General features: G+C 41.0%; 21 protein-coding genes and 1 pseudogene. 10 read left to right on the top strand and 12 right to left on the bottom strand.

Going from position 1 to position 24,735, the window contains the following annotated elements:
- Positions 1 to 30 precede the first annotated feature (30 nt).
- A complete protein-coding gene (locus CSV70_RS14710) occupies positions 31 to 603 on the bottom strand; it encodes an SCO family protein (RefSeq protein ID WP_085131484.1) in 573 nt (190 codons plus the stop codon).
- Positions 604 to 962: 359 nt separating this feature from the next.
- Between CSV70_RS14710 and CSV70_RS14705 the strand changes: the two genes are divergently transcribed.
- Both CSV70_RS14705 and CSV70_RS14700 read left to right on the top strand, forming a co-directional pair.
- Positions 963 to 1,766 (top strand): gluconate 2-dehydrogenase subunit 3 family protein, encoded by an 804-nt coding sequence (locus tag CSV70_RS14705; protein WP_099629415.1) that lies wholly within the window; start codon positions 963 to 965, stop codon positions 1,764 to 1,766.
- A 26-nt stretch (positions 1,767 to 1,792) separates the two neighbouring features.
- Complete coding sequence (locus tag CSV70_RS14700; protein ID WP_099629414.1) at positions 1,793 to 3,547, top strand: GMC family oxidoreductase; 1,755 nt, start codon at positions 1,793 to 1,795, stop codon at positions 3,545 to 3,547.
- An 89-nt stretch (positions 3,548 to 3,636) separates the two neighbouring features.
- On the opposite strand, the gene CSV70_RS14695 is transcribed toward CSV70_RS14700, so the two are convergent.
- The 9 genes and pseudogenes from CSV70_RS14695 to CSV70_RS14655 form a co-directional block, all read right to left on the bottom strand.
- Complete coding sequence (locus CSV70_RS14695; RefSeq protein ID WP_099629413.1) at positions 3,637 to 4,116, bottom strand: OsmC family protein; 480 nt, start codon at positions 4,114 to 4,116, stop codon at positions 3,637 to 3,639.
- 560 nt (positions 4,117 to 4,676) lie between these two features.
- A complete protein-coding gene (locus tag CSV70_RS14690; RefSeq protein ID WP_085131488.1) occupies positions 4,677 to 5,069 on the bottom strand; it encodes a hypothetical protein in 393 nt (130 codons plus the stop codon).
- Between the two features lie 408 nt (positions 5,070 to 5,477).
- Complete coding sequence (locus tag CSV70_RS14685; RefSeq protein WP_099629412.1) at positions 5,478 to 6,554, bottom strand: S26 family signal peptidase; 1,077 nt, start codon at positions 6,552 to 6,554, stop codon at positions 5,478 to 5,480.
- Positions 6,547 to 7,047, bottom strand: a complete 501-nt coding sequence (locus CSV70_RS14680; protein ID WP_099629411.1) for a sigma-70 family RNA polymerase sigma factor — start codon at positions 7,045 to 7,047, stop codon at positions 6,547 to 6,549. Before CSV70_RS14680 ends, CSV70_RS14685 begins: the two co-directional genes overlap by 8 nt.
- A 19-nt stretch (positions 7,048 to 7,066) precedes the next feature.
- Entirely contained in the window at positions 7,067 to 8,356 is a 1,290-nt protein-coding gene (locus tag CSV70_RS14675; RefSeq protein ID WP_085131491.1) for a polysaccharide deacetylase family protein, read from the bottom strand.
- Positions 8,357 to 8,547: 191 nt separating this feature from the next.
- A pseudogene (locus tag CSV70_RS14670) lies at positions 8,548 to 10,143 on the bottom strand (long-chain-fatty-acid--CoA ligase).
- 330 nt (positions 10,144 to 10,473) lie between these two features.
- Positions 10,474 to 11,046, bottom strand: a complete 573-nt coding sequence (locus CSV70_RS14665; RefSeq protein WP_099629410.1) for an SCO family protein — start codon at positions 11,044 to 11,046, stop codon at positions 10,474 to 10,476.
- A gap of 69 nt (positions 11,047 to 11,115) precedes the next feature.
- Entirely contained in the window at positions 11,116 to 12,876 is a 1,761-nt protein-coding gene (locus tag CSV70_RS14660) for a GMC family oxidoreductase (RefSeq protein ID WP_085131493.1), read from the bottom strand.
- 23 nt (positions 12,877 to 12,899) lie between these two features.
- Positions 12,900 to 13,676: a gluconate 2-dehydrogenase subunit 3 family protein gene (locus tag CSV70_RS14655; RefSeq protein ID WP_085131494.1), complete on the bottom strand. Its 777-nt coding sequence runs from the start codon at positions 13,674 to 13,676 to the stop codon at positions 12,900 to 12,902.
- A 391-nt stretch (positions 13,677 to 14,067) separates the two neighbouring features.
- Here CSV70_RS14655 and CSV70_RS14650 point away from each other — a divergent pair, with 391 nt between their 5' ends.
- Both CSV70_RS14650 and CSV70_RS14645 read left to right on the top strand, forming a co-directional pair.
- Positions 14,068 to 14,508: a cell wall hydrolase gene (locus CSV70_RS14650; RefSeq protein WP_085131495.1), complete on the top strand. Its 441-nt coding sequence runs from the start codon at positions 14,068 to 14,070 to the stop codon at positions 14,506 to 14,508.
- 169 nt (positions 14,509 to 14,677) lie between these two features.
- Entirely contained in the window at positions 14,678 to 17,263 is a 2,586-nt protein-coding gene (locus tag CSV70_RS14645) for a CBS domain-containing protein (RefSeq protein ID WP_099629409.1), read from the top strand.
- A gap of 78 nt (positions 17,264 to 17,341) precedes the next feature.
- Here CSV70_RS14645 and CSV70_RS16630 read toward each other — a convergent pair whose 3' ends face one another.
- Positions 17,342 to 18,676, bottom strand: a complete 1,335-nt coding sequence (locus tag CSV70_RS16630; protein ID WP_199171632.1) for a hypothetical protein — start codon at positions 18,674 to 18,676, stop codon at positions 17,342 to 17,344.
- A gap of 171 nt (positions 18,677 to 18,847) precedes the next feature.
- Positions 18,848 to 19,768, bottom strand: a complete 921-nt coding sequence (locus CSV70_RS14630) for an HNH endonuclease (RefSeq protein ID WP_099629408.1) — start codon at positions 19,766 to 19,768, stop codon at positions 18,848 to 18,850.
- Between the two features lie 394 nt (positions 19,769 to 20,162).
- Here CSV70_RS14630 and CSV70_RS14625 point away from each other — a divergent pair, with 394 nt between their 5' ends.
- From CSV70_RS14625 to CSV70_RS14595, 6 genes are all read left to right on the top strand, one after another.
- Positions 20,163 to 20,609 (top strand): LytTR family DNA-binding domain-containing protein, encoded by a 447-nt coding sequence (locus CSV70_RS14625; protein ID WP_099629407.1) that lies wholly within the window; start codon positions 20,163 to 20,165, stop codon positions 20,607 to 20,609.
- Positions 20,610 to 20,619: 10 nt separating this feature from the next.
- On the top strand, positions 20,620 to 21,042 hold the full coding sequence (locus tag CSV70_RS14620) for a DUF3021 family protein (protein WP_099629406.1): 423 nt from the start codon (positions 20,620 to 20,622) through the stop codon (positions 21,040 to 21,042).
- Positions 21,026 to 21,937 (top strand): ABC transporter ATP-binding protein, encoded by a 912-nt coding sequence (locus CSV70_RS14615; protein WP_099629405.1) that lies wholly within the window; start codon positions 21,026 to 21,028, stop codon positions 21,935 to 21,937. Before CSV70_RS14620 ends, CSV70_RS14615 begins: the two co-directional genes overlap by 17 nt.
- Before the next feature lie 3 nt (positions 21,938 to 21,940).
- Positions 21,941 to 22,795, top strand: coding sequence for an ABC transporter permease (locus CSV70_RS14610; RefSeq protein WP_099629404.1), 855 nt, complete (start codon positions 21,941 to 21,943; stop codon positions 22,793 to 22,795).
- Between the two features lie 98 nt (positions 22,796 to 22,893).
- A complete protein-coding gene (locus tag CSV70_RS14605; RefSeq protein WP_085131502.1) occupies positions 22,894 to 23,445 on the top strand; it encodes a hypothetical protein in 552 nt (183 codons plus the stop codon).
- Positions 23,446 to 24,189: 744 nt separating this feature from the next.
- Positions 24,190 to 24,426, top strand: a complete 237-nt coding sequence (locus CSV70_RS14595) for a hypothetical protein (protein WP_099629402.1) — start codon at positions 24,190 to 24,192, stop codon at positions 24,424 to 24,426.
- The last annotated feature ends 309 nt before the right edge of the window (positions 24,427 to 24,735 follow it).

Genomic DNA, 24,735 nt, shown 5'->3' with positions numbered 1-24,735 from the left:
TTAGAAAGGCGTTATTTGTTATGTACCTCATTATTTACTTAACACGGTCTTTACATCTTTTATCAACAATTCATTCTCGGTTTCTGTTAGACCATCGTATCTTTTCACAATTTCACCATCAGGATTAATTAAATAAAAATAATAACTATGCGCACGTTGATCTAATGCTCCACTTTCCAATATAGAAAGGAATGTGTTTCTCGATAATTCCTGAATCGTTTTAAAATCATAACCTGTCAAAAAACTCATCGTACGGAGATCGGCTCCAAAATCTGCAGCATAGTTCCTTAATACTTCTGGTGTATCATTTTCGGGATCTATACCAAATGAAACAATACGAGGTTCCAAACCATCTTCCTTTAATTTTTCTTGAATACCGACCATATTAGCGGTCGTTCTTGGGCATACTGTGATGCAGTTGGTATAGGAGAAATAGGCAATCCACCAATCACCTTTTAAATCCTTCAAGCCAAGCGGTTCGTTGTCTTGTGTAGTAAATTCAAAGTCCGGCATCGTTTGGGACATATTCGTTTCGATCTTATTATTGCAGCCGCTTAGTATAAGAATCATGGTCAAGAAAATAACAGCAAATTTTACTTTCATAAATATCCTCCCTCTTTAGTATGTCGCAAAAAATAAAGTGATTCTTCTGCAACGGCCTACTGTGTAGTATTGCACGTTTTACTACAATCATGTTAAGTCTTAAATGATTGTATCATCTTTATTCCAACTTGACGCACGTGATCCATTTCACTCGAATCATAATAGATAATGGCACTGTATTACAGTCTACTACTTCTTCACTTACTAAATCAAAAAACTTAAAAGAAATATGATAAAAGAATATATTGTTGTCTAAATAGGATAAATAAGGGCAGGATAAATAAGGATAACGTATGGAAATGACTACATGTTCTATGTACTAATCAATGAAAAATTTTTATGTATATGGAGGGGTTAAAATGGCGGATCAACAACCACCCAAAGACGTAAATGGAAAACCACAACACGAGCAAGATTTGGGACGGAGAAATTTCTTGAAAAATACCGGACTCGTTGCTGGTGGACTCGTCGGAGGATCTATTTTCGGGGGTCTACTCACAGGCGGTTTGGATAAGAAAAATGACAACATAGCGAAAAATGATAGCAATAAAGGTATCGAAGTAACGCAAGCACGTCAATTCTTCACACGTCATCAAGATTTTAAAGTATTAAATGCAGCAACAGAACAAATTTTACCTGAGGACGAACTCGGTCCTGGCGCCATTAAGTTAGGTGTCCCTTATTATATTGACAAACAATTAGCAGGACGCTGGGGTGTCAACGCATACGACTATCGACAGGCTCCCTATGCAATTGATTTGAAAGCAGTCGATCAAACGGCAGGGCCTGGCGGAGAACAATCGATTTTGGATCGTGGCATGATCTTCTTGCTAGGTCTTCGTAAAATGGACGAAGAAAGTCAAAAGCGTTTCGAAGTTACTTTTGACAAAGCAACCGAAGAGCAACAAATAGAAATCATGACGGACTTCGAGGCAAACAAAGTGAAAATGAAAGGCGTAAAAGCTTCAGAGTATTTCATTTTGTTAAAACAAGCGACATTAGAAGGCGCTTATTGTGATCCATTGTACGGCGGCAATATCAATATGGAAGGATGGAAAATGAAAGAATTTCCGGGCGCTGTGGCTTCTTACGCTAACTATATTGAATCAGATGATTTTGCAAAGCTGGATCCCGTCAGTCTGCGAGATTACCAAGGGCATTAAAATAGAAACCGTAAGGAGGATATAAAATGGTAAAACAACTTAAAAAGGTAGATGCGGTTATCGTAGGTTCAGGATGGGTCGGTGGAATTGCGGCAGCGGAACTGACGAAAGCAGGATATAATGTAGTCATATTAGAACGAGGGAAAAACAAAAAGCATGAAGACTATATCGGTACGAAAGATGAGTTACGCTATTCTAAGCGATACGATCTCATGCAAGAATTGAATAAGGATACAATTACTTCACGTAACTCCATGAGTAAGGAAGCAATACCCGTTCGGAATAATATGAACGCACGTTTTGGAAATCATACTGGAGGCGCAGGTGTTCACTGGAACGGGATAGCTTTCCGCTGGTTGCCATATGATTTCGAAATTTACAGTAAGACTGTAGAGCGCTATGGTAAAGATAAAATCCCTAAAGAATCGACCATGCAGGATTGGGGGATTACATATGATGAGCTCGAACCGTATTATGATCAATATGAAAAAACAGCTGCCATCTCAGGCGAAGAAAACCCAATTGGTCCTCCACGGTCTGATAAGTATCCTAATCCTCCTATGAAGGAAACGCCGAATATTCGTCTATTCACGAAAGCAACGAAAGCTCTTGGTTATCATCCCTATCGTATCCCTTCTGCTAATGCTTCACAAACATACACCAACCCTGATGGTGAAACGATCAATGGTTGCGTATACTGTGCATTTTGTGAAGAGTATGGTTGTGACTTCGGAGCGAAAGCGGATCCGATCGGTACGGTACTCAAGACGGCACATAAAACAGGTAAGATGGAAATTCGTAATGATGCGTTCGTGAATCGAGTAAGCCACGATGGAAAGAAAGCGAACGGATTAATCTATACCGATACCACGACTGGTGAAGAATTCGAACAACTAGCAGATATCGTGGTACTTGCAGGTTTCGTCTTTACGAATACGAAGTTGCTGTTACACTCTAAAATCGGGCAGCCCTACGATCCGAAAACAGGACAAGGCATCATCGGCAAGAACTTCACAGGCCACTTCAACAACTTGTCAACGTATATTGGCGCTCGCGGATTCTTCGAAGACAAAAAGTTCAATAATTTCATGGGTGCTGGCGGGATGGGCGCGACGATCGATGATTTCAGTGGGGACAATGAAGATCACACGAACCTAGACTTCTTGCATGGCTATGAAGTGCACTACAGTCAGCTTGGTTCACGTCCTATTGCCAATAACGCAGTTCCATATGATACACCTGGTTGGGGTAAAGAATTTAAAAAGAATTCAATAAAGTATTATAACCGTAACTTATTCATCACACCACAAAGTGGCTTCTTGCCGAACAAGAATACGTATATGGATCTGGATCCAATATATAAAGATGCACTCGGCAATCCACTTCTTCGTGTCACCGTTGAATATGCAAAACAAGACATCGCACGTGCGAAAGCAGGCGTCGCACGTTGTGAAGAGATCATGAAAGAAATGGGCGCAGACAAAATGAACGTCGATGTGGTGAAAGACGATACTGTATTTGACCATAAATTCTATACGGATCACTTCTTCGGTGGTGCCATCATGGGAGCTTCTCCTAAAAACTCCGCAGTCAACACCTACTCACAAATGTGGGATATGGAAAACCTATTCGTCGTAGGCGGGTCCTCATTCCCGCATAACAGTAATTACAACCCTACCGTTACAATTGGCGCATTCGCTTATCGTGCAGCCGAAGGGATGATTAAATTCTTAAAAGAAGGCGGCAATGTAGCTGTAAAACCACTTGAAAAGAACGCTTAATTTTACTAACTACATACGCCATCACCATGTCTGAATTGACAAGGTGATGGCGTATTTTTTGTGTAAGAATACATCATAACTCTATGAAGTCACTTAATATGCAATATAACTTCTTCTTTCAAACTGGATAAAATGGGTGAACGTTCAACTGCAGTAGCCGCGATTTCAGCCAGTTGTCCTTTATTCGTAGTGGACTCAGCCGATAAAACGATCATCGGTTTCATAATACCGCTATTGCCGCTTTGAATTCCTAGAAACGGCGCTTTATCACATACGCCAGTGAAAACGATTTCCGCTCTATCTACAGTCACTCCTTGATTATACGCTTCCAAATGGAATGTAACACCGAAACTAGTAGTTGCTGCAGCGATTAATAATTCAATCGGCATGACTTGTTTTTCTCCTGGCTTCGCAATACCTTCCAGATCAATTTCCTGTAGATCTTTCGTTTCAAGTGACATCATTTCTCCTACTACATACTGGCTTGTCCCTTGCCATTCACTAATTGCGAGTGACGGATCTTGCTCTATCAATTTCTTCATTATATTCATAACTTTTGTTGTGCTCATATTTTAATGCCTCCAGATTGTTCTCATGGTGTCTATTATACATGTATAACATTGATTTGCTAATAAGGTATGCATTGCGCTTTATCGATTGTCTAGTGATAGGATAACAAATTTCTAGTACTAACAAGAAGTATAGAACTGAAACTTATGACGTGTTGTCTGTTACTACATAATCTATGTATGTGATGATGAGCCTCATCACGACTGTAGCACATCTCGCTTGATAAACTGATCCATCATACGTCATAGCTGACTCCTCCTTTGCACACTATATAGAGTCAGAAAGAGAAAAGAATACAGCGTGTGGAAATATTTTTTCCACACGCACTATATCTTTTTTTGTAGTGTGTTTAAGTTCTTAGGTTATTGCTAGTAGCAAAATCGTCTCTTGGAGTGGAACAAAACGTTCGCTTGAAGAGAGTAATTTACTCTTCTCGTCATACCTACTTGAACAGTCGCTGTTTCAATTTCTATAGTTAATAATTTTATCAATAAAAACAGTAGACAAATTTCATTAAAATTTTGTCTACCGTTTGAATGTTTCTTTATTTTTTTATAATTTATTTTTGGAACATGCTTTCAATCAATTCTTCCATATCTTCCGCAGCATGCAGTTCTTTCGACTGAAGGGCGTCGAGCTCACCGCTCTCCATCGCTTCCACGCTGAACTTCTCTGTCTTCTCTTCTACACAATGGACGAATACCGTATAGGCTTCTTTTAGTTCATTGCCTTCTGTTTCAAAGGCATTCGGAACTTCCAACGCATTCATGTCTGCCAGGATCTGCTTGAACTCTTCCACTTTCACTAACCATTGTTCTTTCATTGCGGGTATATCCAGCTCTTGTTTCGAAATGAATTGTTCGGAAATGCCTTCATACTCTTCTGACGCTATGATTAAGCGTTCGTGTAATCCAATAATTTTCTGTAAATAATCTTTTCTACTGAGTGCCATAGTATCATCTCCTAGTATGAGTATACTCGTTTAGTATTTCATCATACATCTCCCAATGCAAAGAGGAAAGTCTAGACACTTGTTCGGTACTTTTCAACATTGAAATGCTTGTCTTTTGACCAGCGATAACGAATTCTGTTTCTGCATCACTAGTCTTCTATTTCACCCATTATGTATACACACCAGACCGGCTCTATATAGCGAGCGGTTGGTTGACGGCTTATGCAAAACAGCTGCCGGTCTGGTGGTTTTCTATTTCTCACTTCGATAATACTTCCCAATGTTGTTGCGTAATGAAAACCAGGCTGGCTCTATAAGCGAGCGGTTGGTTGACGGCTTGTGCTGAACAGGTGCCAACCTGGTTTGCGTGAAAATGTATGCATCACCTCCTTTACAGTGTGTAAGACATTATTCCTCCACTATCCATTGCCCGGAGCTTGCATCCCTTCCCATAGTGAACACTTGCTCCACGACGCCTTCACGTCCATATTGATAACGAATTTCTACTTTATCATCGGCAATCGGAATGGCTCGACGATACGCTGCCTCCAGGAAAAGCTCTCCAATTCGGCTTGATTGTGCAAATACCGAAGACTCAGGTAGTTTACCCAATCCTGTAAGCTGGTCGTATAAATATAAATCAAAGTACTGCTCGGCTGTATAGTCGCTTTTGAGCTGATCTGTCAGATAATCTATATAGATAGAGTCGGTTTTTTCTTCGGTTGCCACACCAATCAGTTTGCCGTAAATCTTGTGTATAGGTGTGATGGTCGCTCCTTGCACAGTGTCTTTTGCCGGGAAATGATTTAATAATAAGTATTCCCGGGCATTTAACAACTGGTCATAACCGCCCGCAATCGTTACATTTTGCTCCTTATATCGATCCATTAGTTCGGATGATACCTCGTTACCGTTGACTTTTAGTTTGCCGTTTTGCAGTACAACTCGATCTCCAGGAACCGCAACGACTTCATAATAGACACCCGCATACGTCGGTAAGTGGCTATTCGTATTCGTAAATGTGCGTACCACATCTCCCGGATCATAGACGGAGGCATCATACAAGTCTGCCTTACGTTCTATCACTGGATGATACGTATCGGGGCTCCACTGTAGTGAAAAGGAATCGTCATCAACATATAATAGACCGTCTACTTTCTTTACTACAGGTAATGAAGAAAATTCTTCGTAATCTATAGTGGATAGTTGATCTTTCTTTTGTAAAGCAGAAATTAACGCCATGTCGTCAAGCGGATCATACGGCGTTCCTGGACCTTGATCAGAAGAGAATTGATTATCTGACACTAGATTAAACACTAGCAACAAAGCCACGACTGGTAGTGCTGCGGTGACCAGTAGCGCTTGCCAAGAAAACCGTCTCCTTTGCGAAGGTTGAAGGGTTTCATGTACCCGCTGTTTGATTCGTCGTTCCTGTTCCGTCGTATCTCCCATCATATGGTCCAGTTTTTGTTTAAAATCATTCAAAGGTTTCTACCTCCTCTTTCACAAAGAATTCCTTAAGTTGCAACTTGGCTCTTCGTAATCTAGTCTTGACAGTATTTTCATTAAGCCCAAGAAATTCCGCGATCTCCGCAATTGATTGTTCGTCATAATAATATAGTAGTAATGGCTCGCGGTATTTCAAAGGAAGCTGGAATAAATGCTTTTCAAGTGAAGCCAGTTGCTCTTTCTCCAATAGTTGTTGTTCCGAGCTCTTAGAAGATACAAAAATCGTCTCGAACACTACATCTTTTTTATGCTTCCAGGAGCGCAAATAATCTTTTGCACGATTAGCAGTCATTTTGGTTAAGTACGTTTTAATAGACGCTTCATTACGGAACTGGTCACTCTTCTGGAAATACGTAACGAAGACTTCTTGTACGACATCTTCCGCAGTTGACCAGTTTTTCACGTATAAATAAGCGATACGCACTAAATAACGCGAATGCTCATTCATGATTTGATCCATTTCATTCATTTGGGCTAGTCACTCTCTTCTATGGCCATCTCATGTCTCCGTCAACATACGTTGCAAAATCCTTAAATGACCTTTTTTCTGTCATGCCAAAGCGGTTCACTTCATAATTGGATCGATCCATATTGGCATATCCTTCGACTGTTGTGTAGCCGATCAGTAATCCTACTTCTTTCGCCGCCGCAATGAACTCTTCATTATATTGTCCATAGGGATAAGCGATGGAAAGCGCTGAAGGAACGTGTTGTAAATTTTTCTGTAAGTCTTCAATGATTTCTTCTTCTGTATGTTCGAATACTAATCCTGCACCACTTTCTCTACCTAGTTCATGCAATGCACATGTGTGGGCTTCGAACTGAAATACATCTTTCATTTCGTTTAGATCTTCCACATTCAAATACTTCAGTAGGCCTCCCCCGTCAAATGCCGGACCGCCTTTTTCTCTATCCATACGAGATGAAATAATATGTTGAGACGAAGTAAAGCCATATTGTTTCAAGATAGGATAGGCGTATTCTTTAGATGACAATAAACCATCATCAAATGTAATAATCAACGCTTTCGCTGGCACAACAAGTCGGCCTTCCAAATAATCATATAATTGTTGTGAAGTCAAAGTCGTAAATTGCTCATCTGCCAAATATGCCATCTGCTTTTCAAAGCTTTCAAGTGAAATCGTGCTGATCTCCGTTTTCATCTCTTTACGGGGTAGCACTTGGTGATACAGCAGTACCGGTAAGCCTTCATCCATTTCTACTGAAGGTTTATGGATATAACCAGCGCGCTCACCCACTTTGATGAGATACCAGTCTTTATCTTCCTCTATAACAGGATAGCGATAGCCTTTTCTTAATTGGATGAGAACATCACTTTCAAGATTCGCTTCCGTATAGACAGGTGTTGGTTGAGCCGTTTTTACAGCACCCAATCGTTCTGTATGTAAAGGAGTTTTCATCACATGCTTTTCTACTTTTGCCTGACCTTTACGAATGAAGGCTGGCATCTTACCTACTCGAATTTCGTAATATTCCTCGTCTTCTCCTACGAGCGCAACCGGTTGATTGGCTTGCAGTTCACCAATTTGCTTTAAGTTCTCTTGCTTCATAAAAATCGGTTGAGTGTTTGTCAGCGTCAATACCTGATCAAATTCTTTTTCTGTAATGAATGGTTTACTTTGTATCGTTTCTGCAAAAGCTGTCGCTGATTGCTCATGGAACAATGGTACTTCATTCAAATTCCACTTGGCTTCATTTCCCATTATAAATAACAGTAAGCTCGCAAGTAACAGCAGACAACTATATATTTTCTTCATGTGAATCCCCCTATTATCATTTGCGCACCGTATAGACGGAGGATTCCTGAAAAAGTTTCAAAAATATTTTAGTAAGTTTTTTGACGATGCTTGTTGTTCAGAACCGATGTGACTTTCCAAGGCTCTTCTATTTCTTCACGAGAAAAAGCACTCTTTCGCTCTTAGTAGAACGAAAGACTGCCCCCACTTAGTTAATTCACTTTGCGTCCTGTTTTCCCGAGCTTATCCCAATAATCGTCTCGGATCTGCACTTTCAAGATCTTTCCTGACGCCGTTTTTGGAAGTTCCTCCACAAACGTCACACTTGTCACCGCTTTAAAATGTGCTAGCTTCGATCTCGTGAAATCTATAATATCTTGCTCGGTCGCTTCTCAACCACTCCGTAACACGATATAAGCATGCGGTGTCTCTCCCCACTTCTCATGAGGTACAGCAATTACCGCAGCGTCTAAAACAGCAGGATGATCATAGAGTACACCTTCAATTTCTATAGAAGAAACATTTTCACCACCACTGATGACAATGTCTTTCTTCCGGTCCACGATATTGACGTAACCGTGTTCATCCATCGTCCCCATATCTCCCGTCATCATATAGCCGTTACGCAACACTTCATCAGTCGCCTCTTGATTCTTCCAATAGCCTTTCATGACGCCATGACTACGGACCGCGATTTCGCCCGCTTGCTGACCGTCCTGTGCCACATCTTCTCCGTAGTCATCAATTAGTCGAACGTCCACACCAATCATGGAATAACCCGCTTTGGCTTTTAACTGAAGCTTCTCTTCATCCGATAAATGTTGAACAGTCGAGCGAATCGTAGAGAACAAACTTAAAGGAGATGTTTCCGTCATGCCATATACTTGAATAAATTCCCAACCGAGTTCTTTTTCGACCCGTGAGATGAACGACGGTGGCGGAGCAGAGCCCGCAACAATCACGCGAATCTTATGAGTGAACGTCGGCTTATGCTCTTCGCAATACTGAAAAATTAAATTCAATACAGCCGGTGCCATATGCACTATCGTGACTTTATGCTTTTCAATCGCGTCAATAATCGTCTGCGGCGACGTTTTACGTAAGCATACTTGAGAAGCGCCGTTCGCTGTATAATAAAACGGTGATCCCCAGCCGTTCACATGGAACATCGGTAGCACGTGAAGTAGAACATCATGATCGGTCACACGCAAATGATGCATTGCACTCATGGCATGCAAATAATTATTGCGGTGCGTTAGCATAACTCCTTTTGGATTACCTGTCGTACCACTCGTATAAAGTAAACTGCATACGTCATCTTCCTGCACGTCTGCGCGGTCAAATGATTCCGTAGAGAATGATTCGAGCCACACATCGTAATCTACTGCTTCCGAATCATCGTTTTTATGATGAACAATAATCTTTTCTACCGTATCGAGCGAGTGCTCAATCGGTTTGATAAAATGATATAAATCTTGATCTACAAATAATAACTTCGACTCACTATGATTTAAAATGAATAGATAATCCTCAGGCTTCAATCGTGTATTTAACGGCACCATGACGCCGCCTACTTGATAAAGCCCATAAAATCCTTCCAGCATTTCGATGGAGTTGCCACATAAATAAGCCACGTGATTTCCTTTTTCAATACCTACGTCACGTAACCCGTGTGATAACTGATTCACTCGACCATTTAACTGTGCATATGTAAAAGAGCGTCCTGCTTCCCCAAAAATCGCTTCCTTACTTCCATACAACGTAACAGCACGATCTAGAAATTGCGTCAAAACCAATGGAACATTCATCTGCATACCTCCTCATTCTGTTCTACCACAATTGTATCTCAAACATTTCCATTTTACTATATTTTCTAATAGTTTAAAATACAAGTTTAATAGAAATATTCTTCTATTGCAGTATTCGTCCATATAATTTATAGTCTGGCACATGTACACCTCACATGAAAGGGGCTGGGACTTACCTATAAAATAGTCCGCTCCCCTGCGCTCTTGTTTCTCAAAAGTTACTTTTATAAATACGTAGTCAAAAAGAAAAATGCATGAAGGAGAAAAATGATCCATCATGCATTTCTTGGGTTTTGTCCCAGCCTCTTGTTGATTACACAAACAAAAAATCTACTTCCCTAAAACTTTCTTCACATCCGCCACCAGCAACTCATTATCTGTATCGCTCATACCGTTATACTGCTTCACAATCTCTCCGTCAGGATTAATCAAATAAAAGAAAAAGCTATGTGATCGCTGGTCAAGCGCTCCTTTTTCCAGCATGGCTTTAAACGTAGTAACTGATAAATCACGTATTTCTTCAAAATCATAACCTGTTAAAAACGTCATCGTCTGTAGATCAGCACCATAGTCTTTTGCGTATTCTCGTAAAACTTCCGGTGTATCATTTTCCGGATCGATGCTGAATGAAATGATAGGAGGTGTTAAACCTTCACTTTTTAATGCTTCCTGAATACCAACCATATTAGCAGTGGTCCTCGGACAAACGGTCGTGCAATGTGTATAGGAGAAATAAGAAATCCACCAATCACCTGTCAAGTCATCCAAGCCTAGTTTATTCTCATCTTGCGTAGTGTATTCAAAAACTGGTATTTTCTCTGACCTATTCGTTTCGATGGTATGATTGCAGGCACTCAGTAAAAGGACGGCTGCCAGTAGGAGTAGGACGGCCCGTATGTTCATAGGCATATTACCTCGCTTTAGTATGTATGAAAGAAAGGAGAGAGGTAATCCCTCTCTCCTTTTGTAGTATTATGCTTTTGCTGTTTCCTTTTCTTTAACTAACTGGCCTCCGCCAGTCTCTAAAAACTTGATCATACCTTCTGCGGCACGGTAAGCTAGTGCGCCAACTGTCGCTGTTGGATTGGAACTACCCATAAGTGGGAATGAAGAAGCCCCCACTACGAATAAATTGTCCATGTCCCATACTTGTGAATAATTGTTTACAGCAGACGTTTCGGGACGATCCCCCATGACTACACCGCCACCTGTATGGTCAGATAATGACGACTTATCAAACTCTGTTTCCTCTGTAATTTCAGGAATCGTAATATGGTCTGCGCCCATTTGTTCCAGTAACTCTTTCGCTCTTTGATGCGCATATCGTACAATGTTTCGGTCTTGATCATGGAACTTGCTCGTGACGCGCAGTAATGGATCACCGAACATATCCTTATACGTCGGATCCAAATCCATATAGTTTTCTCGCCAAGCAAGGGCACCGTTTTGTTGCTGAACATCTATACGACGGTTCGCATAGAAAATAGACTTGTCTTTAAATTCTTTCCCCCAAGATGGAACGTCTGCAGGAACATGGTTATTCGTAATCGGTCGATCTCCTCTTTGAGATGTCCGCAAACAGAAACCATGCAAGAAATCGAGTTTCGTATGATCAAGTTGCTCCACATTGAAATCATCCAATGTTACGCCGAGCGCACCGGTACCTGCATAGCGATTGAATTTCTTCTCATCGAAGAATCCACGGACACGCGTATGCGTCAAGTTGCGCTGGTGAGCAGTCAAGTGGCTACCGATCACGCCTGTTCCATCTTTCGGATTGTATGGCTTGCCAATTTCAGATAACAGCATGAGGCGAGTATTCGTGAAGGTAAATCCGGCAACCACGACGATATCTGCCGGTTGAATGAACTCTTCTCCTGTTTCTGTGTCTACATATTTAATACCAACTGCTTTGCCATTTTCATGTACAATCCGAACCGCATACGAATTATTACGCAACTCATAATTACCACTTTTATGTGCTGTAGCTAAAACCGTAACAATCGGATCTGCTTTCGCTCCGAAGTCACAACCGAACGCTTCACAAAATGCACAGTACACACATCCGTTAATCGTCTCACCGTCAGGGTTAGTATACGTCTCGGATATGTTAGCAGAAGGAATACGATACGGATGATAGCCCAAATCTTTTGCCGCTTTCGTAAAGGTACGAATGATATCCGTTTCTTTCATCGGCGGTGTCGGGTATTCATCCGAACGCTGACCGGGTCGCAATGGATCTGGTTCACCTGAGATGCCGGCAGTTTTTTCAAACTGATCGTAATACTTCTCCAGCTCATCATATGTAATACCCCAATCTTGGAGTTGCATATCTTTCGGGATGATTTTTTCTCCATATTTTTCTACCGTTTTCGTATGGAATTCGAAATCCGTTGGAAGCCAACGATATACCATGCCGTTCCAGTGAACACCTGAACCGCCAGTAGCCGTACCATTGATCGCATTTGTATCGTTACTGCGGTTTGGTGTCGCCGTTTCGTCTAGCGTATTACGAATCGTCAACGTTTCTTTATTCAATTCTTGGAACATCAGCTTCCGCACATCGTAGCGAAGTTCATCCTTCGCGCCGACGAAATCTTCTCGTTTTTGCGCTTTCCCTCTTTCTAAACCTACTACTTTATATCCTTTTTTCGTTAATTCAGCTGCCGCAATACCGCCTGCCCAGCCTGAACCGACGATGACTGCATCTACTTTATCTAATGTTTTTACCATTCTTTTCTCCCCTTTCCTGTAGTTTATTTAGGTTGGTAATCTGTAAGGCTCACTTGATCCATTTTCACGAACTTATCTTCTTCTATCATATGGGCATACGATGCGATGGCGCCTGGATATTCTTTCATTTTCCAGCCTTTCATATCTCGATTGCCTCCGTACAATGGATCACAATACGCGCCTTCAAGCGTAGTAGAACGCAACAAATTAAAGAATCCTTTCGAACTAATACCTTTGATTTCCACTTTGTCATCTGCAAAGTCCGTCATAATTTCTAATTGCTGATCTTCCGTCGCTTTAACAAAATTAGTATCAAATCGTTTTAGACTCTCGACATCCATTGTTCGTAATCCATTAATGAAAATCTGACCACGATCGAGACTAGAGTCTGCAGCCGAAGCTTTAGAACCTATAAAAGGACCTTGTCTGTAATCGCCTACATTGGATCCATAAGGACCTGCCAACTGTTTGTCAATATAATACGGAACGCCTAATTCTATCGCTCCAGGACCGTTATGATCTTCAGGGAAAATCCGCTCCACTGCCTGCTCCAAAATAGCGAAATCGGCAATACGAGTGAAGTACATACGCGCTTCTTCATAGCGCTTCTCTTTCACGCTTTCTTTAGTCGCAGTGGAAGTCGAATTATTATTTTTCGATCGACTGCTAAACAGACCTCCTAGCAACGCACCACCGGCTACACCTCCGACAGCAATTCCTGTGTTCTTGACGAAACTGCGGCGTCCCGGATCAGAAACTTCGTTCGTATTCTTCGGGTTATTCGAATTATTATCAGCCATTAGCTTGTCCTCCTTTAATAGGTAAATAGTTCAACACTACACTAGCGATCCATACTGAAATATATGCGCAATCAGTAAAATAATGAATGCGTTTACATTGAGGCGATCATTATGTATTTGTTGACAACGCTAGTAGAAAACAGAACACTCCACTCTCTAGTAGATCAAATAGAAAATACTCCGCTTACTAAACGGACTGTTCTATGCATAGTGTAAATCTTAAGTCCTGACTTTTCAAACTATTAACCTTTTTTCAATTATTATTGAAAATAAGCCTATCATCTAGTCAGGCATAGATCCGTATTTTTACTTCAAAGTTCTTCAGTCGATAGTTCTCCAAATGTAACATCATTTCCACTTGTTCTCATACACTATAATGAGGTGAAAAACTATGGCGAGAGTCAAATACCGAGATTCAGATGTCGATTTAATGGCTAGAATGATGAGAGCCGAAGCCGAAGCCGAAGGAAATCAAGGAATGTTATATGTCGGAAATGTCATCGTCAATCGTGCAGTAGCCGATTGTCTGGACTTCAATGATGTACGGTCCATATATGATGTCATTTTCCAAATACAAGGGAATAATTATTCATTTGAAGCGGTTCAAAAAGGAAACTTATTTTATCAACGTGCAAGAGAATCTGAAAAGAAATTAGCTAGAAGGAATTTAACTAATTGGCGAGAACATCCGGCTCACTATGCGCTATGGTACTTCAATCCCTATGGTCCCTGCCCGCCCACTTGGTATGATCAACCGTTTACAGGGCAGTTTAAAAACCATTGTTTCTATGAACCGCTACCCGGAACTTGTGACAGTGTGTACATGGGATAATGTAAATACCCTTGACTAGACTCGATTGAACATTTTGGTTGAAGATGGTAAACTGGTCCTATGAATACGATCGAACGTAAAAAGTAACCACCTTCCACTGGGTCAGGGTAGAAGGTGGTTACTTTTCTATTTACTACATTGAATAGCTTTTACATAGGAGGTATTACCCGTGCAAATTATTACATCACACGTCAATACAGACTTCGACGCACTCGCTTCGATGATTGCTGCAAAAAAAATGTATCCAGATGCACAGCTAATTATTTCAGATAAGCTCGAAAGCCGCGTACAACGTTTTTTAAATATGTACCGGGATGTCTTCGACTTTGTGCCGAGCGCTCGAGTGAACTGGGAACAAGTGACGGAAATGATTATCGTCGATGTCGCATCTTTATCTAGAATAGGTAAACTTCCTGACGATTTCGATGCATCCACGCGCAAAATCATCGTCTACGACCATCACCAACAAGGCGAAAACGACGTGCAGTCTGATGGGGGCATCGTAGAATTAACTGGCGCTGCAGTCACGTTACTTATTGAAGAAATACGCAAACAAAATATAGCTATTTCCAGCTTTGAAGCGTCACTATTTGGACTCGGCCTGTATACAGACACAGGGAATTTTACATATGCAAACACCACAGTACGGGACATGCAGGCAGCTGCCTATTTACTTGAACAAGGAATGAGCCTGGAAATGGTCGCTAGTTTTGCTGAGGAAACGTTAACTTCCGAACAGCAAGATATATTGGATCAGCTGCTTACACATACAGAAATTCATGAAGTTGACGGTCTCGAGATTGCCATAAGTACACATGAACTGGATCACTTCGTCAACGGCCTTGCCTTAATTACAACAAAAGTTTTAGGAGTCAAAGGGACGGATGCGGTTATTGCTGTCGTTAAAATGAAAAACACAGTATGCGTCGTTGGTCGTGCGAATTCAGAACGAATCACGTTGCAACCCATCCTGAAAAAGCTTGGAGGCGGCGGGCATCAACATGCAGGTTCCGCCACGGTAAAAAAAGGAGATAAAGAAGCAATTCTTGAAGACATCAACAACAGTTTGGAAACGATGCTACGCCCAGCGATTACCGCCAAAGAGTTGATGACTTCTCCTGTTAAAACACTAACTCCCGAGACGACGATTGAAGAAGCTGGCCGTCGTATGTACCGCTACGGACATTCAGGCTACCCTATCGTCGAAAATGGAAAACTAGTCGGACTCATTACTCGACGCGATCTCGATAAAGCGAATCACCATGGACTGGGCCATGCGCCTGTCAAAGCGTATATGACGACTAAACTCTACACAATCGGACCGGATGCTTCACTCGAAGAAATTCAAGAACTCGTCATTGCACACAACATCGGTCGGTTGCCTGTTATTGAGAATGAAGAAATCGTCGGGATTGTGACTCGATCTAATATTATCCAAGTGCTATACAGTGATATGACGGAAAACAAAAAAGCAACAAGTACTCTCTCTTCTAATGACTTGATTGAAAAAATGAAAAAGCAATTATCCGAAGAGGCTTTACAGCAGTTGAAAGAAATCGGAGAAACGGCCAGTCGTATTCATATGCCTGTTTATTTAATTGGCGGGATCGTACGAGATATTTTATTGGACAAGCCAAATTATGACATCGATATTGTAGCGGAAGGTAATGGAATCGAATTGGCGAATCGTATGTTGGAAACACATGGTGGCGACGTCATGGAACATGAAAGCTTTGGTACGGCGACATGGAATACGCCATCCGGTTTATCGATCGATATCGTGTCGTCTCGACTCGAATATTACGAACAGCCTGCCGCTTTACCTGAGATTGAGACATCTGTTCTTGGCGATGATTTGCAGCGACGTGATTTCACGATCAACGCCATGGCCATTCGTCTGAATGCCGAATCATTCGGTGAATTGATTGATCCATTTGGCGGACAGAACGATCTACGCGAGAAGAAAATCAAAATCCTTCATAATATGAGTTTTGTCGAAGACCCTACCCGCATTTTTCGAGCGGTTCGCTTTGAACAACGATTCGGATTTTCGATGGATGAGCAGACTGAAAAATTGGCACTCGAGTCTATCGACAAAGTAATCCACTTGTCACCACAACGCATTAACGAAGAAATGATCCGTTTATTTACGGAAGGCAGTCCGAAAGAAGTGATCCGACGCCTGTTCAACTTGAAAGTTTGGCAACAGTTCGGTGTAAACGAAAAACAGCTAGATGCCTCAGTCGTTACGGCTGAAAGTTTAGAGCAACTTTACAACGAACAAGTACGTAAGATTTCTAATTTAAAGATCGCTGAAAAACCTAGTTGGTTCAATTACTTTTTACTACCATTCTATTGTAATGATAGTTTGTATGCCGCAGAAAAATTCACGTTGCGGAAAAACAGGAAAAAACTATTGGAAGAAGTCATGGCGTTACAAAAACATGAACAATGGAAAGAACCTACACAAACCGGGGACTACCATTTGTTTTTGCATCACTACTCCGACGAAGCCATCTTGTTTATTCTAGTAGCTGATCACGTGCCTTATCTGGAATCTGTTATTGCGTATTTATACAATCGAAACACCCTTCAAAGCTATTTGAACGGTGCCGATTTAGTAAAAGCGGGACTCAAACCAGGCCCAACCTTTTCTAAGATTTTGCTTCAGTTGGAAGTGAGTCAGCTAAATGGAGAAGTTTCATCGAAAGAGGATGCCGATCAATGGTTGGAAGAGTATTTGTGTACGCTGTAACGAAAAAACGCAAAACACCTGGCAAGCTAGAGTGTCACTCTAACTTGCCAGGTGTTTTTCTCTTACTAAAAAATCCCCTTACTTTGAACCCGCCCTAAATCCTGCTTTATCATAACCGTATTTGTCATAACCACTTCGATCATAGCCAAGCTTATTGAAACCTTTTCGGTCATAGCGGTCCGCATCATAGCCCGACTTATCATACCCCTGATCATCCCGGTCCGTTCCATTTCGGTGGAGTCCTTGCGGAGTGAAACCATTGCAGTCGAATCCTTTGGTATCATATTTTGTACCATTGGCATGTTTGCCATCCCGATTAAACCCATAGCGATCATAACCGAATCGGTTGTAGCCTTCTTTATTAAAACCGTTCTTATCATAACCTTGCAGATTAAAACCTTTTTTATCATACCCTTGTCGATTTCGACCATTCTTCCCAAAACCTTCTCGATCGACGCCTGCTTTATTAAAGCCATCTCGATTATAACCTTCTCGGTCTATACCCTGTTTATTGAAACCTTGGGCATCATATCCTTCCGAATCATAACCAAGCGAATTCAAGCCTGATGCATCGTATCCCGCTCGGTCAAAGCCATCACGATTGTAACCGTGCTGATCATAACCTTCTTCATCATACGTCTTTTCACTAATATGTGCGCCATCGCGGGTAAACCCTTCACGATTGTATCCTCTTTTATTGAAACCTTGTGCATCATAGCCTGCTTGATCAAAGCCGTGGTCATCGAACGGACTATTATTTAAATGAACACCTTGAAAATCAAAGCCTTTGCTGTCATACATCGTACCGTTCATATGCTTGCGATCACGATTAAATCCTCGTTTATCATAGCCGAATTTATTATAGCCTTGGCGATTAAAACCGTTCTTATCGTAACCTAGCTTATTAAATCCATCCGTTCCATACCCTTGCGCACTCACACCGTATTTATTGAAACCGTACTTGTCATACCCTTGCTTATTGAAACCCGCACGGTTGAAACCATGGACGTCATAACCGTCTCTGTTATAGCCATTCTTGTGAAAGCCTTGTCGATTGAAACCATCTACTTTATAGCCTTCTCTGTCATACCCTTGGACGTTATAACCGCTTTTATTATACCCGTCTGCATCATAACCATAACGATCATAACCCGTTCGATCAAAGCCCGCTTTATTATAGCCCGTGGCTCTAAATCCTTCTTTGTCATAGCCTTGATTATTATAGCCGTTTTTGTCAAAGCCCTGTGCATCAAAGCCATACTTATCAAAACCACTGGCATTAAATCCTTGTTCATTAAACCCATGACGATCATAACCAAACTTATTAAAGCCGCGTCTGTCAAAACCTTCACTATTATAAATTGTCGTATCTCGTTCTATGTCTTTATCTCTTAACGGATCCCCATAATTCATGTCGTACCTCCGCACACTATGTTATCGAATTCACTCTCTCTATGCATCATACTACAAAAAGAGGGTAAACTCACCAAGTTTTGCAAGGTGATCGGTGAAGTGTGGTGATTTAACCGGAACTAGAGTGTATATATATGACCAATGACTTACTATGCAATGTAGCGGGTAGAGCTATTCCTTAAACATATGCTTCTTATGCCATTTCAAATACGGCTTGTTCTTCTCCGTTCGGTTCACTCTCATCTTGCTATGCAATCCATACTTCTCGTAATCCCCTTCAGGAATGCTAGATGAAATATGAATCTTGCCTGTTCCATCAAACGCAATGAAGCCGTTATGATAGAGCGCATCATGATTGCGACAGAGAAGGACGCCGTTGTTCGGATCGATGCGTTCGTTATTCGTGCAATCTTTCCATGGTTTAGCGTAGCTAGCTTGCAATAATTCCGGTAGCTCGATATCGCATAGAGCGCACTGATCATTCCATAGCTGCATAAGTTCATGGCGGAATCGCTGCTGTCCCATTCGCACTTTCGTTTTCGTTTCCGATTCGGTTTCAGCGAGAACTGGAATGAGGAAATCATGCTCCGTCTTCTGAACGGTCCCCATGACGAACTCCAATTGTTCTTCATCGATTTCATAAATATTTAAATCTGCAATCAACTCAACTAATTTAATAGTCAGTTCTTCATTGCATGGGAAGAGATAGCCTTGATTTCCATTGCCGTTCTCTTGAAACGCAGAATACTTAATCGGCAATAATGGTAGAAGTTCATCTAAACAATCCACAATCGTTAACGGTTGATCGAGTTCGTGATACTCCACTTCCACTAAGTACCCATTGGCGTCTTCACTGTCTGCCAAGGGAATCGCAGACGGCTTTCGCTCCTCGCGGTAACTGGACTTCGCTACACTTATGGCGACCATATCCCCTTTTACATAATGAAAGATACGATCTCCTTCACGCACTTCTTTCATCCGTTCCCAAAAATGATGAACATTGCCTATACTGTCTTGCTGCAATGACCAAAGCACACCTAACTCTTTCTCTTCATCGTATGTACGTCCTTGCATAACGATATAACTTTGCATCGTGCTTCACTCCTTTGCGAACTGATGTATTTCTTCTCTCTTGATTATAACGAAACTGACTACCTTTCAACAGCCGATTGATTAATCGCATGGCGTTATCTTTCTATTCAGTTAAAACAATGACTAGTGAAATACAAAATTCTCAGACATTTACGCTAGATAAAACTTTTTACTTAGTTCATTCTTTAATAAGGTCTCCCACTCCTTACGAATATGAGGGACCACTACATTGTAATGCGGTTATTTTATCTGCTTCAGCGTTACGAAATGTCCATTCATTTGAATCACAACAGCTCTTCATGCAACTAAGCCCCCTCTATATGCAGGTCACTGTAAAAGCTATTGTTCGATTTCCATGACCGTGATACGATTCAGCCATGAAGACTAACTGGGGGTGACGACCATACGGCTGAAAATTGAAGAATCCACTACATTTCAGGAGATTGAAATCACCATTAAATGTCCTGAAGTGGATGAACGCTTATCCCGGCTTATCCAGCAGATCAATCAAATGATGTATAGCTTTACAGTTACACAAGATGACGCTGTGTATTCGATACCATCCAGTGATGTTCTATATATCGAGACAGTAGATAATGCCTCCTTTTTGTACACACAAGAAGACGTCTATGAAAGCGAACTGAAGCTTTATGAATTTGAGAATCAATTGAAAAATACGCGATTTCTACGGGTCAGCAAACATATGATGGTCAATACATCCAAAATAGAAAGTGTGCGTGCGTTATTGAATGGGCGATTTGAAGCCACCTTAGAAAACGGTGAAATGGTCATCGTGAATCGACACTACGCAAAAATATTTCGAAAGCATTTCCTAGGATGAGGTGATCCAGTTGAAAAATCTTTTACTCTATATAAGCGGGGCTTGCTTCGCGTTTACATTCAGCACAATCGTCTACTCTTTATTTCGGTTACTTGGGATCTTCCCTCCACTGACAGAAAAGCTGACTCTTTCCATACTAGTCATTTCTATCATCATTACGATTCTTATTTTTCTTTCACATCAATTACCAATAGAGAATCCGATATGGGTGTATGTGCTAGAAGCTAGCTGTGTCGTGACTGTGATGATCGTAGCCGGTGCATTTTTCGACTTATATCCTTTCGGGTTGTATAACCTAGTGATGGCTGTACTGGTGGGGCTTATTGCGTATGGTTCTGTTATTGTACTGATTTACTTGAACAATAAAGCAGATGAGTTAAAAATAAATCACACGATCTTGCAGAGGAGGAATCGGGATGCAAACGATCATTGAAGTGGAAAATGTCAGTAAATCTTTCGGTCATGTGAAAGCAGTTGACGAGTTGAATTTCTACGTGACAAAAGGGAGTCTATTCTCATTTCTTGGAACGAACGGTGCCGGAAAATCTACCGTCATTTCTATTATTTTAACCGTGCTCCAACCGGACAGCGGCTCCGTAACGGTCAACGGATTTACGGTTGGTAAAGAGGATGAATTCATTCGAAAAGAGATCGGAGTCGTCTTCCAGGAAAGCTTGTTAGATCCACTATTGTCTGTACAAGAGAACTTGGCATTTCGTGCACAATTATATGGAATGGCGAAGCATGAAATACTGTCTGCCATACAGCGATGCGCTGAAATTGTAGATATTCATTCCATCTTAAAGCAGCGATACGGCAAATTATCTGGCGGCCAGAAGCGAAGAGTCGATATCGCACGTGCCCTTCTCCATCAACCCAAGATTTTGTTGCTCGATGAACCGACAACAGGACTCGATCCTCAAAGTCGTCAGCAAATCTGGAAAATGATCGGACACTTACAAAAAGAACATGGCATGACCGTTTTTCTGACGACACATTATATAGAAGAGGCCGCAAATTCGGATTTCGTTATAGTGATAAAAGAAGGACGGATTATCGCCAAAGGCACTCCGATTGATTTAAAACAGCAATACTCTGCGGATCGCTTATTCATTACGACAACCGATCACACTGCACTGCGCACGCAATTTCTACATGATCATGTGCTGTTTCAAGAAGAAACTGGCGGATACACAATCGATTTACCGAATACGATAGCAGCTATTCCTATGTTACATAAATACCAATCGCTTATTACGTCTTTTGAAGTACGAAAATCTAGTTTGGATGATGTCTTTATCCGTATTCATGATCGAGAGGGTGTGTAGACGATGCTAGTTTTCGCTAAAAGGAATTTACTGCTCTATTTTCGGGATAAGTCTGCAGTGTTTTTCTCATTGCTAGCTGTGTTCATCTTGATTGCACTCTATGTATTCTTTCTTGGTGATCTGATCGCGGATGGAGTGCCAGACTTTCCAGCAAAGCATTGGCTGTTGCTGTCTTGGATTATTGCGGGGGTCGTCACGGTTACGAGTGTGACGACCACATTAGGCGCATTCAGTGTGATGGTAAACGACCAAGCAACCAATGCCTATAAAGATTTCCGTGTCACACCAATTAAACAATCCGTATTACTCGGTGGCTATATAATTAGCTCACTCTCCATAGGATTTCTGATGTGCAGTATGACTCTTCTTGTAGCAAACGCTATGCTTTTCGCCACTGGGGAGCCGGTACTTTCATTCATACAAATCATTCAATCGGTAGGCGTCATATTTCTAGCCGTTTTGACTGCTGGTTCCATGATCTCTCTACTCGTTATTTTCTTTAAAACCTCCCCTGCATTCGCTGCGGCTAGCACAGTAATTGGTACATTAGTCGGTTTTCTTACAGGTATCTACATTCCAATCGGCACTTTACCTGCCTACTTACAAAGTTTGATACACATCTTCCCCATCTCACATATCGCTGCTTTGCTTCGCCAAATTCTCATGGACGCTCCTATGGCCGAAGCATTCGCTCAAGCACCCGTTGAAGTGAAAGAAAGCTTTCAGTTGAATATGGGCGTGTTCTTCAAAGTAAATGGATGGCAAATCTCTCCATTCGTCAGTGTCGTGTATCTCTTACTAATCACCATCATTTTCTTTATACTTTCAGTGAGTGTGATGAAATATAGTAGAAGATAAGTATTAAACCATTAAACGGTATCCACTCCATAAACAATTCAGAATGTTTATGCTATGATACGCATAACCAATATCACTCTAGTAAAAGAGGTGAATGAATGGATTTCATTGCTTGGACGATTATTGCTTGTGAAATAGGCTTTTGGGTCGTTATTCTTGCGGGCCTCATTACACGATATGTATGTAATAAAAAACGGCTCGGTTTGTTTTTTCTAGCGTTAACACCAGTCATCGATTTACTATTGTTAGTCGTCACGGCTTCCGATCTTTATAATGGCGCTGTGGCTACACAAGTTCATGCCATTGCGGCGATTTATCTCGGCGTATCAATCGCATTCGGAAAAAGTATGATTCGCTGGGCGGATGAACGCTTTCTTTACTACGTCAAGAAGCAAGGCACAAAACCAGCGAAGAAAACAGGATATGCACATGCACGCCATTCCGTGAAAGGTGCGTTGCAACATGTACTAGCGTTTATCATCGGTGGCGGGTTTTTGGTTGCAATGATTTACCTAATTGGAGATGCCAACAAAACGGAAGCACTCTCTCAAATGTTGAAGCTTTGGGCGCTCATCGTAGGCCTTGATATGGTGATCTCACTCTCCTACTTCATTTGGCCAAGGGCTGAAAAAGTTCAGCGGTATAGGTAACGTGCTGTTTTTATGGAGATATGGGTTTGGTACATGGAAAGAAACTATTAAATGCGTGGCAAATGGGGACACGATTCGTGTATGAATCGGTGTCCTCTATTTTTATTATTGTATCAACGTTAAATACGTATATCGATAATAAATCGACTTAAAATGGATAGACAAATCAATAACAGCGGATAAATTTATCTGCTCTGCTAATTGATGAGTGGAATGGTTTCCTAGAACACAGTTTTGAGATAATTGAAAACATCGAAGTAGAAAAGGGTTTTTATGTTAAAATGGATTATAAGAAGTTGGATTATTAAGCAATTGGGCCAGATTATGAATAGATAAGGAGTATTCTAATGCTATACTTTGCGCTTGTTTCTGTAATTATTTTTTCTGCGGTAATTAGTCCGGCTATCGGGTTTTTAGTTTACCAGGCAAGTAACAGATTCTTCAAATCCACTCTGATTCAGCATTCATTGGGAATAGCAGCAACAGTGCTCGTATGTTGCTTTTTAACAAATTTATTACTCTTCGGAATCTGGTACTATTACGTAATTGTTATAAGCCTAGGGGTAATTTTATATATTGTGTTCATAAAATCCTCGATGAACATGAAACAGAGGTAATTCTGTAAAAGGTTTTTTTTCTGTAACACAACTATGTCGCAATTGGCCATTTCCTTATGTGTGAAACTTTGGCTTAGTAATAACGACTAACCTTTATAAAGCCTGTACAAAGGGGGTGGGGAGAAGTATGAATCTAAAAGCTTTTCTACTTACATTTATTTTTATTTATATATTAATAAGTTTACCTGCAATATTTGGGATTGGCCATGTGATTGATTGGGTTTCAGAAGCAACGGTGTATCAAAAATTCAAAGGTTATGTAATTGATGGGCTACTTAATAACTTTCTAATAAAAACTACAATAGCGAGTGTTGTCGGAGTAGTTGTTATTCGGGTTATCTCTAAGCGTCGGTATTCAAAATAAAATCTGGCATTTGTGAAAGAGCGTATTTCGATAAACGGGCCACTATGCTGAACATAATCTAAGACTTTGTTACATCTAACTCTTGTGAAATGGGGGTTAAAGCAGATGAGAAATGTGAGTACCAAAATGTTTGCATTATTATTAGTTGTTTTAGGAATAAATACTCTGAGGTATGGAACCTATCTTCTAGAGGGTTCGACTAACTTATATAACTGGATATTACTCTGTCTGAATCTATTGTCTTTGATATCGGTTGTTGTTTTGAGAATTAAAGAAACTCCAGTCGATTCAAAAAGCCATTAAGTAAGA

It is taken from the genome of Sporosarcina sp. P25, assembly GCF_002743235.1.
GTDB lineage: Bacteria > Bacillota > Bacilli > Bacillales_A > Planococcaceae > Sporosarcina > Sporosarcina ureae_B.
Note: the sequence above shows the minus strand (reverse complement) of the source record. Positions and strands in the feature narration are given on the sequence as shown.

Excerpts from the sequence above, each read along its gene's own strand:
- CSV70_RS14700 (WP_099629414.1), top strand. The coding sequence starts at position 1,793 with ATGGTAAAACAACTTAAAAAGGTAGATGCGGTTATCGTAGGTTCAGGA.
- CSV70_RS14655 (WP_085131494.1), bottom strand. The coding sequence starts at position 13,676 with ATGGCTGATAATAATTCGAATAACCCGAAGAATACGAACGAAGTTTCT.
- CSV70_RS14595 (WP_099629402.1), top strand. The coding sequence starts at position 24,190 with ATGAATCTAAAAGCTTTTCTACTTACATTTATTTTTATTTATATATTA.
- CSV70_RS14675 (WP_085131491.1), bottom strand. The coding sequence starts at position 8,356 with ATGAAGAAAATATATAGTTGTCTGCTGTTACTTGCGAGCTTACTGTTA.
- CSV70_RS14705 (WP_099629415.1), top strand. The coding sequence starts at position 963 with ATGGCGGATCAACAACCACCCAAAGACGTAAATGGAAAACCACAACAC.
- CSV70_RS14695 (WP_099629413.1), bottom strand. The coding sequence starts at position 4,116 with ATGAGCACAACAAAAGTTATGAATATAATGAAGAAATTGATAGAGCAA.
- CSV70_RS14615 (WP_099629405.1), top strand. The coding sequence starts at position 21,026 with ATGCAAACGATCATTGAAGTGGAAAATGTCAGTAAATCTTTCGGTCAT.
- CSV70_RS14690 (WP_085131488.1), bottom strand. The coding sequence starts at position 5,069 with ATGGCACTCAGTAGAAAAGATTATTTACAGAAAATTATTGGATTACAC.
- CSV70_RS14630 (WP_099629408.1), bottom strand. The coding sequence starts at position 19,768 with ATGCAAAGTTATATCGTTATGCAAGGACGTACATACGATGAAGAGAAA.
- CSV70_RS14610 (WP_099629404.1), top strand. The coding sequence starts at position 21,941 with ATGCTAGTTTTCGCTAAAAGGAATTTACTGCTCTATTTTCGGGATAAG.
- CSV70_RS14605 (WP_085131502.1), top strand. The coding sequence starts at position 22,894 with ATGGATTTCATTGCTTGGACGATTATTGCTTGTGAAATAGGCTTTTGG.
- CSV70_RS14665 (WP_099629410.1), bottom strand. The coding sequence starts at position 11,046 with ATGAACATACGGGCCGTCCTACTCCTACTGGCAGCCGTCCTTTTACTG.
- CSV70_RS14680 (WP_099629411.1), bottom strand. The coding sequence starts at position 7,047 with ATGAATGAAATGGATCAAATCATGAATGAGCATTCGCGTTATTTAGTG.
- CSV70_RS16630 (WP_199171632.1), bottom strand. The coding sequence starts at position 18,676 with ATGAATTATGGGGATCCGTTAAGAGATAAAGACATAGAACGAGATACG.
- CSV70_RS14710 (WP_085131484.1), bottom strand. The coding sequence starts at position 603 with ATGAAAGTAAAATTTGCTGTTATTTTCTTGACCATGATTCTTATACTA.
- CSV70_RS14660 (WP_085131493.1), bottom strand. The coding sequence starts at position 12,876 with ATGGTAAAAACATTAGATAAAGTAGATGCAGTCATCGTCGGTTCAGGC.
- CSV70_RS14650 (WP_085131495.1), top strand. The coding sequence starts at position 14,068 with ATGGCGAGAGTCAAATACCGAGATTCAGATGTCGATTTAATGGCTAGA.